Below are 12,669 nucleotides of genomic sequence, written 5' to 3'. Positions count from 1 at the left end.
TCCGTCGACCCCCTCGGGTCAGGCGTCGCGGCGCTGGAGCAGGACCATCCCCGCCCCCACGAGCCCGACCACCCACGCGGCGAGGGTGAGGGCCGGGACCAGGACGTCACCCGTGGGGATCGCCGTGAGGTCGGATCCGGCGGCGACCGGGAGGTACCGGCCGAGGTCGACCACCCACTGCCACGACGGGCCGCCCAGGGCGAACAGGTTTACCGCGATCGGGGCGACGAACAGCACGCCCACGGTGGCGGCGATCGCGCCGGCGCCATTGCGGATGAGGAGCCCGAAGCCCATACCGATGAGCGCGTACGCGACCATCGCAGCGATCCCGAACACCAGAGGAAGCACGGCTCGGGCCGGGTCCGACCAGACGATGGCGACCGATGAGGTGGGCACCGTGACCGCGAGGCAGACGAGGTACGTGACCGCGGTCGCCGCGCCCACGACGAGCGCGATCGCGACGCTCTTGGCGAGGGCCACCTGAACACGACGAGGATTCGCGGTGAGGGTGGAGCGGATCATGCCGGTGGCGTATTCGCCGGTGACCGCGATGGCACCGAGGACGCCGGCGACGAGCATCGTGAACTGTGCCGAGACCACGACACCCAGGATCGGGTCGCCACCGTCCGACGCCGAGCCGAAGAGCCACGCGATGGCCACGGACAGGGCGGCCGCGATCGCAAGCGACCACCACGTCGAGCGGAGCGTCGTCAGCTTGAGCATCTCGGCGCGGAGCGTCCGGAGGAATGTCGGACCGGTCGTGGCATCCGTGAACGTCGTGCGCCGAGGCGCGGTGAGGGCGGTCATACGAGTTCCTTCGTCTTGTACTCGATCGCGTCATCGGTGAGGGCGAGGTAGGCGTCCTCGAGCGAGCCGCTGCGCGGGGTCAGTTCATGGAGGGGGATGCCGTGGCGGGCGGCGATGTCGCCGACAACGGCCGCGGAGGCGCCGACGACGTGGGCGAGCCCCGGCTCGGCGAGCGTCGTCGTGACTCCTTCCGGTACCAGCACCTCGACGAGCCGCGTGAGCTCGGGGGAGCGGACGAGCACGGCCTCGGTGGTCCACGACCGCACGAGTTCACCCAAGGGCGCGTCGGCGAGGACGCGTCCGCGCCCGAGCACGATCACGTGGTCGGCGGTCAGAGCCATCTCGCTCATCAGGTGGCTGGAGAGCAGGACCGTGCGGCCCTCGGCCGCGATGTGGCGAACGAACTCGCGCACCCACCGCACGCCCTCGGGGTCGAGACCGTTGACCGGCTCGTCGAGGATCAGCGTGTGCGGATCGCCCAGAAGCGCCGCGGCGATTCCGAGGCGTTGGCCCATGCCGAGCGAGAAGCCCCCCGCTCTCTTGTCGGCAACGGAGGCGATGCCGGTGAGCTCGATGACCTCGTCGACACGTCGCGGCCCGATCCCGTGGGTCGCGGCCATGACGCGCAGGTGGTTGCGTGCCGAGCGTCCGGTGTGCACGGCCTTGGCGTCGAGGAGGACGCCCACCTCGGTGAGAGGGGCGCGGAGCCGGTCGTACGGCGTGCCGTTTACGGTGACGCTGCCCGCGCTCGGGCGGTCGAGTCCGACGATCATGCGCATCGTGGTGGACTTGCCCGCGCCGTTGGGGCCGAGGAACCCGGTGACGCGCCCCGGAGGAACGGTGAACGAGACATCGGATACGGCGGTGCGGGTACCGAATCTCTTGGTGAGGTGGTCTGCGATGATCATGCTTCCACGCTAGGAAGCACGGGCCGTCGGCGCGTCCGTCCGCGGGTGGATCCCCCGGGTGGGGGAGTACATCGCAAGAGGTACGCCCCCTCCCACCGAAGCGGGAGAGGGCGTCCGTCGAGGCCGTTGCCCTACTGCGCGTCGCGCTCCTGCACCGCGAGAGCGCGCTCGACACCCGCGAGGTTCTCGCTCACGAGGCGACGAAGCGCCGGAGCGGCGTCCTTGTGCGCCGAGAGCCAGGCGCGCGTGGCGTCGCGCAGCTGCGTGTTCGCCAGTGCGGCGGGGTACAGCCCCACGATCAGGTACTGCGCGATCTGGTAGCTGCGGCTCTCCCAGATCGGCAGCAACATGTCGAAGTACGGCTGGACGAACTCCGCGAGCACGTCGACCGTCGCGGGGTGCGTGAACCCGAGCGCGGCCGAACGCACGATGGTGTTCGGCGCGTCGGCGCTGTCGATCAGCGAGCTCCAGGCCTCCTGCTTGGCCTCGACCGTGGGCAGCGCGGCCTTGGCCTGCGCCGCGAACTCGCCACCCTTCGCGGTGTTGTCGGCGGCGCGGGCCGCGTCGATGTCGTCCGCCGTGACCGCACCGCCCGCAACGAGGGCCACGAGCAGCTGCCACGACAGGTCGGTGTCGATCTCGAGCCCGTCGAGCACCGTCTCACCGTCGCGCAGTGAGCGGACCGTCTCGACGTGTGCCGGCGTGGCCGCCGCCGAGGCGAACGCGGTGACGAACTGCAGCTGGCTGTCGCTGCCCGCTTCCGCGGACTGGGCGAGCTCCCACAGGCCGTCCGCGACACGCTCACGGGCGGTCGCGCGCGTGGCGGGGGCGACGTAGCTGTTCGCGGCGAGCTGGAGCTGCGCGAGCGTCGTGCGCACGGTCGTCGACTCGGTCTCGGAACCGATGTTGCGCAGCACCAGGTCGATGTAGTCGGTCGCCGAGGCTTCGGCATCCCGGGTCTGGTCCCACGCGGCACCCCAGACGAGCGAACGCGCGAGCGGGTCGGCGATGTCCTTCAGGTGCGCGATGGCCGTGGCGAGCGAGCGCTCGTCGAGACGGATCTTCGCGTAGGCGAGGTCGTCGTCGTTCAGCAGCACGAGGTCGGGACGACGGATGCCACGCAGCTCCGGTACTTCGGTGCGGTCGCCGTCGACATCGAGCTCGACGCGGTGCACCCGCTCGAGACGGCCGGACGTGGAGAGCGAGTAGAAGCCGACGCCGAGACGGTGCGGACGGATGGTCGGGTAGTCCGACGGGGCGGTCTGGACGATCGCGAAGCGCGTGAGCGATCCGTGGTCGTCCTGCTCGATGAGCGGCGACAGCGTGTTGACGCCCGCCGTCTCGAGCCACTTCTTGGCCCAGTCGCCCAGGTCGCGCCCGCTCGTGGTCTCGAGCTCGGTGAGCAGGTCGCCGACCTCGGTGTTGGACCACTGGTGCTTCTGGAAGTACGCCGCGACGCCCGCGAAGAACTGCTCGATACCGACCCACGCGGCCAGCTGCTTGAGGACCGACCCGCCCTTGGCGTAGGTGATGCCGTCGAAGTTCACCTGCACGTCTTCGAGGTCGTTGATCTCGGCGACGACGGGGTGCGTCGAGGGCAGCTGGTCCTGGCGGTAGGCCCAGGTCTTCTCCATCGCGTTGAAGGTCGTCCAGGCCGCCTCCCACTCGGTGGCCTCGGCCGTCGCGATGGTGGAGGCCCACTCGGCGAACGACTCGTTCAGCCAGAGGTCGTTCCACCACTTCATGGTGACGAGGTCGCCGAACCACATGTGCGCCAGCTCGTGCAGGATCGTCACGACGCGACGCTCCTTCACGGCATCCGTGACCTTGCTGCGGAACACGTACGTCTCGGTGAACGTCACGGCGCCGGCGTTCTCCATCGCGCCCGCGTTGAACTCGGGCACGAAGAGCTGGTCGTACTTCGCGAAGGGATAGGGGAAGCCGAACTTCTCCTCGTAGTACGCGAAGCCCTGACGGGTCTTGTCGAAGACGTAGTCGGCATCCAGGTACTGCCACAGGCTCTTGCGGGCGTACACGCCGAGCGGGATGACGCGGCCGTCAGCGCTCGTGAGCTCGGAGAACGTCGACTCGTAAGGGCCCGCGACGAGGGCGGTGATGTAGGACGAGATGCGCGGCGTCGCGGGGAAGCTCCACTCGGCGACGCCGTCTCCGACCTCGCGCGGTTCGGGTGTGGGCGAGTTGGAGACGACCTTCCAGGCGGCGGGGGCCGTCACCGTGAAGGTGAACTCGGCCTTCAGGTCGGGCTGCTCGAAGACGGTGAACACGCGACGCGAATCGGGCACCTCGAACTGCGTGTAGAGGTAGACCTCGCCGTCGACGGGGTCGACGAAGCGGTGCAGGCCCTCGCCGGTGTTCGTGTACTCGCAGTCCGCATCGACGACGAGTTCGTTCTCGGCGGCGAGGCCGTCCAGCGCGATGCGCGAGTCGGCGAAGACCTCGGCCGGGTCGAGGCTGCGGCCGTTGAGGGTGACCGTGTTGACCGTGCGCGCGATGAGGTCGATGAACGTCGATGCCCCCTCGGTCGCGGTGAAGCGGACGGTGGTGACCGAACCGAACACCTCGTCGCCACGAGTGAGGTCGAGCCGCACGTCGTATTCGTGCGTGTCGACGATCGCGCGGCGCTCCTGCGCTTCGATGCGGGTGAGGTTCTCTCCTGGCACTGGCGTTCTCCCGAGGATGTGGGTGGATCGTCGCGGATGGCACTGCTGGCGCCGACGACAACCGTATAAGCCTAGTGTCGAGATACCCCAGGGCCGGGCTGATGAGGTTGGTGGGAGGATGTCGGGGTGAGTACGACCGACACGGACACCACCCCCGAAACCGTCCTTTACGCGTCTCCTGCCGCGGCATCCGGACCCAAGTGGGTCGAGACGCCCGTGGCCTACGACGCCATCCTCCTCGCCGGCTTCGGCGGGCCCGAGGGGCAGGAGGACGTGATCCCGTTCCTGCGCAACGTCACGCGCGGGCGTGGCATCCCCGATGAGCGCCTCGAAGAGGTCGCCCATCACTACCGCCATTTCGGCGGCGTGAGCCCGATCAACGCGCAGAACCGCGCGCTGAAGGCCGCTCTCGAGGCGGAGATCGCGCGCCGCGGACTGAACCTCCCCGTCTACTGGGGCAACCGCAACTGGGCGCCCTACCTCGAGGAGGCCGTCACCGAGGCGGCGGACGCCGGCGACACGACTCTTCTCGCCATCGCGACCAGCGCGTACAGCTCGTTCTCCAGCTGCCGCCAGTACCGCGAGGACTACGCCCGCGTGCTCGAGGCCACCGGGCTCGGCGAGACGGTCACGATCGACAAGGTGCGGCAGTTCTTCGACCACCCCGGCTTCGTCTCCGCCTTCGTCGAGGGCGTCAAGGATGCCGTGTCCTCCTACGTTGCGGACGGCATCGCGCCGGAGAAGATCCGCGTGCTCTTCTCCACCCACTCGATCCCGACCGCTGACGCCCAGCGGTCCGGCCCCCGTGACGTCGACTTCGGCGAGGGTGGCGCCTACGAGGCGCAGCACAAGGCTGTCGCCGCGTACGTCATGGCCGAGGTCGCGGCGGCCGTCGCCGACGTCGAGTGGGAACTCGTGTACCAGTCGCGTTCCGGCCCCGCATCGCAGCCGTGGCTCGAGCCCGACGTCAACGACGTGATCGCCGAGCTCCCCGGCCGCGGGGCGGAGGCCGTCGTCATCGTCCCGCTCGGATTCGTCAGCGACCACATGGAAGTGCTGTGGGACCTCGACACCGAGGCGATGGAGGCGGCCGAGGAGGCCGGCATCCGCGCCGTCCGCACGCCCACTCCGGGCGTCGACCCCGCGTACGTCTCCGGCCTCGTCGACCTGGTCGAGGAGCGCCTCGCCGGCACGCCGAAGTCCGAGCGTCCGCACGTGACCGACCTCGGCCCCTGGTACGACGTCTGCCGCCCGGGGTGCTGCGAGAACGTCCGCGCCGGGTTCAAGCCCGTCGCCGCGGGACTGCGGCCCTGACGATGCCTCGACGCCGCTCGCTCCGACTCGGGGTGGGCGGCGTCGTCGTGTGCGCCCACGGTGTCGGCGGCTCTCTTTAGGATGGGCCCATGCGCATTCACATCGGCACCGATCACGCCGGTCTCGAGTTCTCCACCCAGCTGCAGCACCACCTCGCCTCCCAGGGCCACGAGGTCGTCGATCACGGCCCCATCGAGTACGACCCGCTCGACGACTACCCGGCGTTCTGCATCCGCGCCGCTCAGGCGGTCGTGCGCGATCAGGCCGACGGCGTCGAGACGCTCGGCGTCGTCTTCGGCGGCTCGGGCAACGGCGAGCAGATCGCGGCCAACAAGGTGCTCGGGGTCCGTGCCGCCCTCGTCTGGAACATCGCGACCGCCGAGCTGGCGCGCCAGCACAACGACGCGAACGTGATCGCCATCGGCGCCCGCCAGCACACGTTCGACGAGGCCGCGTCGTTCATCGACCGGTTCATCGAGACCCCGTTCTCGGGCGAAGAGCGCCACGCCCGCCGCATCGCGCAGCTGGCCGCGTACGAGCAGGACGGCATCCTGCTGCCCGATCCGCGCGAGTCGGAGACGAAGCCCGACGTGCTCGACGCGAGCGACTCGTTCGACCCCGAGGCAGGCTGATGCCCGAAGGGCATTCCGTCCACCGCATCGCTCGGCAGTTCGACCGCAACATCGTGGGGCGCACGGTCGCGGCATCCAGTCCTCAGGGCCGGTTCGCCGAGGGCGCGTCCGTCATCGACGGCCGGGAGGCGGTCGAGGTCCGCGCCGTCGGCAAGCAGATGTTCCTGCGGTTCGACCCCGACGTGTGGCTGCGCGTACACCTCGGCATGTACGGCGCGTGGGACTTCGCCGGAGACGTGGCGATCGACGCGACCATCGCGTCCGCGAACGGCCGCATGGGCCACACCAACCAGCGCGGCACCGTCCTGGATGAGCCGATCCTGGATGCCGCCGGCGAGAACTCCCTCACCTCGATCGGGGCTCCCCGGCGTGCCCGCGTCCGGATGTCGGAGCAGACGACCGGCCTCGAGGAGCAGACGGAGTGGCCGCCGCCGGTCGTCGGTGCGGTGCGACTGCGTCTGCTGACCCAGGCGACGTGCGCCGATCTCCGCGGTCCCACCGCGTGCCAGCTCCAGACTCCGGATGAGGTTGCGGCGACGATCGCGAAGCTCGGGCCCGATCCCCTCGTCGACGACATCGTCGAGGGGGAGGAGCGGTTCGTCGCGACGGTGCGGCGCAAGCCCACCGCGATCGGTCTGCTGCTGATGGATCAGGCCGTGGTCAGCGGGATCGGCAACGTCTACCGGGCCGAGATCCTGTTCCGCGCCCGCCAGAACCCGCACACCCCCGGCCGTGAGGTGCCCGAGGAGACGGTCCGTGAGATGTGGCGCGACTGGGTGCGGCTGCTCGCGATCGGCGTCGAGACCGGGCAGATGATGACGATGGACGACCTCGACCCCGAGGCCTACCGGCAAGCCATGGCGCACCGCGACGACCGGCATTGGGTCTACCACCGCGCCGGGCTGCCCTGCCGGGTCTGCGGCACGACGGTGCTCGTCGAGGAAGCGGCGGGACGCAAGCTGTACTGGTGCCCGAAGTGCCAGGCCTGAGCGCTCTAGGCTGATCCGGTGCGGCAGAATCCGAGTTTCGCGATGACCGATGTCGGCGAGATCCGACGCCTCATCGAGGGTCACCCATGGGTCACGCTGGTCTCGACCGGTGCCGACGGCCTGGTGGCGTCCCACTACGCCGTCCTCCTCGACGACGACCGCGACGACCTCACGATCGTGGGACACGTGGGAAAGCCCGACGACGCGATCCTCGGGCTCGGTGACCGTGAGCTGCTCGTCGTCGTGCAAGGGCCGCACGGCTACATCTCGCCCCGGTGGTACGGCGATGTGCCGGCGGTGCCGACGTGGAACTTCGTCTCCGCCCACCTCAGTGGCATCCCGGAGCTGCTGACACCGGACGAGAACCTGCGGGTGCTCGACCGGCTGGTGGAGCGTTTCGAGGGCGCGGAGGGTCGTCGGCTGTACCGTGCGCCGAACGATCCCGCGTTCGTGGACCGGCTCGCCGCGGGCACCGTCGGGTTCCGTCTCACCCCGACCCGCGTGGTGGCGAAGCGGAAGCTCAGTCAGAACCGCCCGGCCGAGGTCGTCGACGCCATCATCGAAGGGCTTGGCGGGGGGCCGTTTGCGAACCCGGCCCTCGCCGCAGAGATGCGCCGCGCCGCCGATGCGCGCCCGCGCGCATGATCGGCGAGACCGCGGGCTTCGTTCGGGCGGTGCGTGTCGCCGGGCCCGGCCGCGCCTTCCTCCCCACCCCCGACGAGCCCGTCGATCTCGTGCTCGCGGGCGGGCGCATCCTCGACATCGCGCCGACGGGCAACCTTCGCCCGCGCGGAGTCGTCGTCGACGGCGACGGAGGCTGGCTGCTTCCGGGGTTGTGGGACCACCACGTGCACGTCGTGCAGTGGGCGCTCACCACCGATCGTGTCCCTCTGGGTGACGCGGGCTCGGCGCGGGAGGCAGCCACCATCATCGGGTCGTCGCCGGCCGGTGACGGAGGTCGCCGTGTCGGCGTCGGCTTCCGTGACGGCCTGTGGCCCGATGAGCCGACGCTCACGCTTTTGGATGCCACCACCGGCGAGGTCCCGACGTACCTCGTGAACGCCGACGTGCACAGTGTGTGGATGAACTCCGCGGCCTTCCGCCGCGAGGGTTATCTGCCACCGGCATCCGGTGTTCTGCGCGAAGAGGACGCGTTCGAGATCTCGCGACGGATCAACGCCGTCGACCCCGACCTCGCCGACCGTGCCGTCGAACGGATGGCGCGCGCGGCCGCCGCTCGCGGGCTCGTCGGCTTGGTCGACCTCGACATGACGTGGAACGACGAGCCGTGGCAGAGGCGCCTGGCGCGCGGCTTCGACACCCTCCGGGTGTCGTACGGCACGTATCCGCAGCATCTCGACCGTGCGATCGCCGAGGGGCTCCGCACGGGCGACCCCGTCCGCGGGGCTACGGGCGATCTCGTGCGCGTCGGTCCGCTGAAAGCCATCACCGACGGCTCGTTGGGGACACGGACTGCCGCGTGCGCCCACCACTACCCGGGCGAGGTCCACAACCACGGTCTGCTCACCATCCCTCCCGACGACCTCGTCGACCTCATGACACGCGCAACCGCGGCCGGTCTGGAGTGCGCGATCCATGCGATCGGCGACGTCGCGAACGCCCACGCCCTCGACGCGTACGCCCGTACCGGTGCGGTCGGCACCATCGAGCACGCTCAGCTCGTGGCCCACGCCGACATCCCACGGTTCGCGAGACTCGGCGTGGCGGCGAGTGTGCAGCCCGAGCACGCGCTCGACGACCGCGATATGACGGATGCGATCTGGGCCGAGCAGTCGGCTCAGCCGTACCCGTTGCGGTCGCTGGCCGACAGCGGCGCCAACCTGCGCTTCGGCTCCGACGCTCCCGTGGCGGGACTGGATCCGTGGGCGGCGATCGCCTCAGCCGTGTTCCGCACGCGCGATGGCCGCGACGCGTGGCAGCCGTACCAGCGGGTCGACATCGACACCGCGATCGCGGCATCCACCGCCGGCGGCTCGACGGCCCCGGCCGAGATCACGCCGGGTGCCCCCGCGGATCTGGTGCTCGTGGATGCCGACCCGCGGACGGCCGATGAGCGTGCTCTGCGCGCGATGTCGGTTCGCACAACGCTGCTCGCCGGACGCGTGACGCACGCGTCCTGACCCCGGATCCGCGCGAGGTTCCAAGACTCGCGTGAGGGGTCAAGATTCGTCGCCTGGACCTCTCGCAAGCGACCGAAATTGACCCCTCATGCGAAGCGAAGGGGGCGACGCCGAAGCGTCGCCCCCTTTCGAAGAGAGACTCAGGCCGCGAGGTGCGCGAAGAGGAACCAGCGGTCCTTGTCGAGGCCGCGCTTGATCTCGATCGCGACATCCTGGCTCGACAGGTCGGTCTCGTCGAGACCGTCGATCGCGGTCTGGATGTCGACGAGCACGGCGTCGATGTCGGCGATCACGGCGCGGATGACGACGTCCGACTGCGCGAAACCGGCGGGGACCGCGGTCTCCTTGGCCTTGGCGGCGACGGTCGAGAGGCGCGAGTCGATCGGCAGTCCGAGGGCGACGATGCGCTCCGCGGCGAGGTCCGCCCAGTCCTGCGCGTGGGCGACGACCGTGTCGAGCAGCTCGTGCACGCCGATGAAGTTCGACCCGCGGACGTGCCAGTGCGCCTGCTTGCCGTTGACGACGAGGGCCTCGAGACCGAGGACGACGGGCGAGAGGAACTGGGCGGTGCTGGAGGCCATGGTCGAGTCGACGGTGGTGGCGGCGGGCGTCTGAACGGTGCTCATGAGATCTCCTGAGGGTCGTACCGAGGTCGTGATGACAGCAACGCTACTCACCCCAGAACATTCCGCAAGCAAGATGAGGCTGGGCTAAATCCCTGGTAGGAAGGCAATCCTCACCTCAGTCGACCGATAGTCTCGGCGCATGAAGATCTCAGCGGATGCCACGGTCCTCGCCCTTCCCGACGCGACGCCGGAGCTCCACGAGACGGCGTTCGTGGCATCCGGTGCCCGCATCATCGGCGCGGTGACCCTGAGCGAGGGGTCGAGCGTCTGGTACAACGCCGTGGTCCGCGGCGACGCGGCGGCGATCGTGCTGGGCCCGCGAAGCAACCTGCAGGACAACGTCTCGGTCCACGTCGACCGTGGCCGCCCGGTGACGATCGGCGCCGATGTCTCGGTGGGGCACAACGCGGTCGTGCACGGCTGCACGATCGGCGATGGTTCGCTCATCGGAATGGGAAGCGTCGTTCTCTCGGGCGCCGACATCGGCCCCGGATGCCTCGTCGCCGGGGGAGCAGTCGTCCTCGAGGGCACGGTGATCCCCGAGGGGTCCCTCGTCGCCGGCGTCCCCGCGAAGGTGCGACGCGCGCTGACGCCCGAGGAGCGGGAGGGCATCCTCCGCAACGCGCAAACGTACCTCGGGCACTCGGAGCGGCACGCCGCGGCGATTCAGCTCTGACTCACCGCACGATAACGCGCGGCACCACCCGCACCAGGACGACCATCCCGAGGAGCTCGACGAGCGTCTGCGTGACGACGGCGGCGGAGGCGAGGGCAAACGGCTCGGGGAGGGCCAGAGCGAGCGGCAGGACGACGAGCGAGTTGCGCGTCGACCCCGAGAACACGACCGCGCGGGCCGAGCCGGCGTCCTGCCGGAACAGTCGGGAGACGAGGATGCCGAGCACCGGCGCGACGACGAGGAACGCGACGTAGATCGGCACGACGCCGAGCAGCGCGACCGCGTGGGTGCGGACCCTGTCGATCTGCGCGCCGACGACCACGGCGAGGGTCAGGGCGAGGAGTGGAACCATGGCGGCATCCATCGTTCGTTCGACGACGCGGGCTGCGGCGAACCGGCGGCCCGACCGTTGAATGAGCGCCGCGAGGCCGAGCGGTAGCGCGATGAACGCGACGAACGCCAGAACGAAGGGGCCGACGTCGATCGTGGCCACGACCTCGCTCCCGGCGAACAGACCGAGGAAGACGGGCAGCAGCGCGCACTGCGCGAGCATGAGCACCGGGGACACGGCCAACAACCGGGATGCCTCACCCCCTGCCAATCGGGTGAACACGATGACGTAGTCGATGCACGGCGTGAGGAGAACCAGGAGGACTCCCACGAGCAGAGCCCGGTCGTGGGCGACGAACCGCGACAGACCGAAGACCAACAGGGGCACGAGGACGAAGTTCAGGACCAGCACCGCGCCGAGGAACCGCAGGTCGCGGACCGCGCGACCGATCGAGGCGAAGGGAACCGAGAGGAACGTCGCGAACAGCAGCAGGATCAGGAACGGGGTGACGAGCGTCTCCAGCACGGGCGTTATTCCCGATGCGAGGAGACCGGCAGCAGCGCCCACGAGCATCGCCCCGATGTAGACGGGTATCTGCCAGCGGTTCGCCCAGGCGATCATTCCTGCGAGCCTAAGGTCCGGCAACCCCCTGCACCGTCGGCAGCCCGCGCGTAGCGTGGCGCCATGCACATCGAGACGCTCGAACCCGGTGAGGTCTTCGTCTTCGGCTCCAACGCCTCGGGAGCTCACGGCGGCGGCGCGGCGCGGTTCGCTCTCGACCGCTTCGGTGCCGTGTGGGGTCAGTCCGAGGGGCTGCAGGGCCAGTCGTACGGGATCGACACGATGTCGGGGCTGGCGGTGTTCGAGGACCAGGCCAGACGTTTCGTCGCTTTCGCGGCGGAGCATCCGGAGCTACGGTTCCTCGTCACGGAGGTGGGCTGCGGCATCGCCGGATACCGACCGCAGCAGGTGGCCGGGTTCTTCGCCGGAGCGGGGGAGAACGTCGTGCTCCCAGAGTCGTTCCACGCGGTACTGGGGGACAACGCAGCGCTCAGCTGAAAGACGAAATGGAGGGGATGACGGGAATCGAACCCGCACCATCAGTTTGGAAGACTGAGGCTCTACCATTGAGCTACATCCCCGCGGCGGCGCACCGCAGCGTCCACAACTCTACTTCACGACAGACCGTGTCATGAACACGGGCGGCACCAGGACAGGGGATTCGCCGAGGATTGGGCGATCCTCGCTCGAAACGGCCAGTTCTCGTGGCATCCCCTGTTTTCGAGCACCGGGGCGCGGCATCCATCAAGGGACTCGAGCCGGAGTCTCGACATGTGCGAGGCTCTCGCACCGGCCCCCGCACGTCGATCGACTAGACTTTCAGGGGTCGTTTCGTCGAACGCGTCATGCGCGTCGCCCCGGGGCGTAGCTCAGCTTGGTAGAGCGCCCGCTTTGGGAGCGGGAGGCCGCAGGTTCAAATCCTGTCGCCCCGACGCAACGGCCCCACAGACCACAGGCCTAGCCGGCCCCCGCGTGCGCGCGGGCCACACGAGGAGAACACACC

The 12,669-nt window shown here is 69.6% G+C and carries 12 protein-coding genes and 2 tRNA genes; 8 read left to right on the top strand and 6 right to left on the bottom strand.

Going from position 1 to position 12,669, the window contains the following annotated elements; all coding sequences use genetic code 11:
- Positions 1 to 18: 18 nt before the first annotated feature.
- The 3 genes from AC3WLZ_RS08960 to pepN all read right to left on the bottom strand — a co-directional run bounded on the left by AC3WLZ_RS08960 (position 19) and on the right by pepN (position 4,396).
- Positions 19 to 807, bottom strand: a complete 789-nt coding sequence (locus AC3WLZ_RS08960; RefSeq protein WP_492469795.1) for an ABC transporter permease subunit — start codon at positions 805 to 807, stop codon at positions 19 to 21.
- Positions 804 to 1,715, bottom strand: a complete 912-nt coding sequence (locus AC3WLZ_RS08955; RefSeq protein ID WP_492469794.1) for an ABC transporter ATP-binding protein — start codon at positions 1,713 to 1,715, stop codon at positions 804 to 806. Before AC3WLZ_RS08955 ends, AC3WLZ_RS08960 begins: the two co-directional genes overlap by 4 nt.
- Before the next feature lie 131 nt (positions 1,716 to 1,846).
- A complete protein-coding gene (gene pepN, locus AC3WLZ_RS08950; protein WP_492469793.1) occupies positions 1,847 to 4,396 on the bottom strand; it encodes an aminopeptidase N in 2,550 nt (849 codons plus the stop codon).
- A 126-nt stretch (positions 4,397 to 4,522) separates the two neighbouring features.
- On the opposite strand from pepN, the gene AC3WLZ_RS08945 reads away from it, so the two are divergent.
- From AC3WLZ_RS08945 to AC3WLZ_RS08925, 5 genes are all read left to right on the top strand, one after another.
- Positions 4,523 to 5,710 carry a ferrochelatase gene (locus tag AC3WLZ_RS08945; protein WP_492469792.1) on the top strand — a complete coding sequence of 396 codons (1,188 nt, stop codon included), beginning with the start codon at positions 4,523 to 4,525 and terminating at the stop codon, positions 5,708 to 5,710.
- Positions 5,711 to 5,799: 89 nt separating this feature from the next.
- Complete coding sequence (locus AC3WLZ_RS08940) at positions 5,800 to 6,342, top strand: ribose-5-phosphate isomerase (protein WP_412924627.1); 543 nt, start codon at positions 5,800 to 5,802, stop codon at positions 6,340 to 6,342.
- Positions 6,342 to 7,331 carry an Fpg/Nei family DNA glycosylase gene (locus AC3WLZ_RS08935; RefSeq protein ID WP_492469791.1) on the top strand — a complete coding sequence of 330 codons (990 nt, stop codon included), beginning with the start codon at positions 6,342 to 6,344 and terminating at the stop codon, positions 7,329 to 7,331. The genes AC3WLZ_RS08940 and AC3WLZ_RS08935 overlap by 1 nt, the downstream gene beginning before the upstream one ends.
- 18 nt (positions 7,332 to 7,349) lie before the next feature.
- On the top strand, positions 7,350 to 7,976 hold the full coding sequence (locus tag AC3WLZ_RS08930; RefSeq protein WP_492469790.1) for an FMN-binding negative transcriptional regulator: 627 nt from the start codon (positions 7,350 to 7,352) through the stop codon (positions 7,974 to 7,976).
- Positions 7,973 to 9,472: an amidohydrolase gene (locus tag AC3WLZ_RS08925; protein ID WP_492469789.1), complete on the top strand. Its 1,500-nt coding sequence runs from the start codon at positions 7,973 to 7,975 to the stop codon at positions 9,470 to 9,472. Before AC3WLZ_RS08930 ends, AC3WLZ_RS08925 begins: the two co-directional genes overlap by 4 nt.
- A gap of 140 nt (positions 9,473 to 9,612) precedes the next feature.
- Here the strand turns inward: AC3WLZ_RS08925 and AC3WLZ_RS08920 are convergent, their stop codons facing one another.
- Positions 9,613 to 10,098: a Dps family protein gene (locus AC3WLZ_RS08920; protein ID WP_412924623.1), complete on the bottom strand. Its 486-nt coding sequence runs from the start codon at positions 10,096 to 10,098 to the stop codon at positions 9,613 to 9,615.
- A 139-nt stretch (positions 10,099 to 10,237) separates the two neighbouring features.
- Between AC3WLZ_RS08920 and AC3WLZ_RS08915 the strand changes: the two genes are divergently transcribed.
- On the top strand, positions 10,238 to 10,774 hold the full coding sequence (locus AC3WLZ_RS08915; protein WP_492469788.1) for a gamma carbonic anhydrase family protein: 537 nt from the start codon (positions 10,238 to 10,240) through the stop codon (positions 10,772 to 10,774).
- A gap of 1 nt (position 10,775) precedes the next feature.
- Here AC3WLZ_RS08915 and AC3WLZ_RS08910 read toward each other — a convergent pair whose 3' ends face one another.
- A complete protein-coding gene (locus tag AC3WLZ_RS08910; RefSeq protein ID WP_492469787.1) occupies positions 10,776 to 11,726 on the bottom strand; it encodes an arsenic resistance protein in 951 nt (316 codons plus the stop codon).
- Positions 11,727 to 11,789: 63 nt separating this feature from the next.
- Here AC3WLZ_RS08910 and AC3WLZ_RS08905 point away from each other — a divergent pair, with 63 nt between their 5' ends.
- Positions 11,790 to 12,164, top strand: coding sequence for an A1S_2505 family phage non-structural protein (locus AC3WLZ_RS08905; RefSeq protein ID WP_492469786.1), 375 nt, complete (start codon positions 11,790 to 11,792; stop codon positions 12,162 to 12,164).
- A 9-nt stretch (positions 12,165 to 12,173) separates the two neighbouring features.
- Here AC3WLZ_RS08905 and AC3WLZ_RS08900 read toward each other — a convergent pair.
- Positions 12,174 to 12,247, bottom strand: a tRNA-Gly gene (locus AC3WLZ_RS08900).
- A 277-nt stretch (positions 12,248 to 12,524) separates the two neighbouring features.
- Here AC3WLZ_RS08900 and AC3WLZ_RS08895 point away from each other — a divergent pair.
- Positions 12,525 to 12,598: transfer RNA gene (locus AC3WLZ_RS08895), tRNA-Pro, on the top strand.
- Positions 12,599 to 12,669 lie beyond the last annotated feature (71 nt).

The organism is Microbacterium sp. FW305-3-2-15-F-LB2, assembly GCF_058787255.1.
Note: the sequence above shows the minus strand (reverse complement) of the source record. Positions and strands in the feature narration are given on the sequence as shown.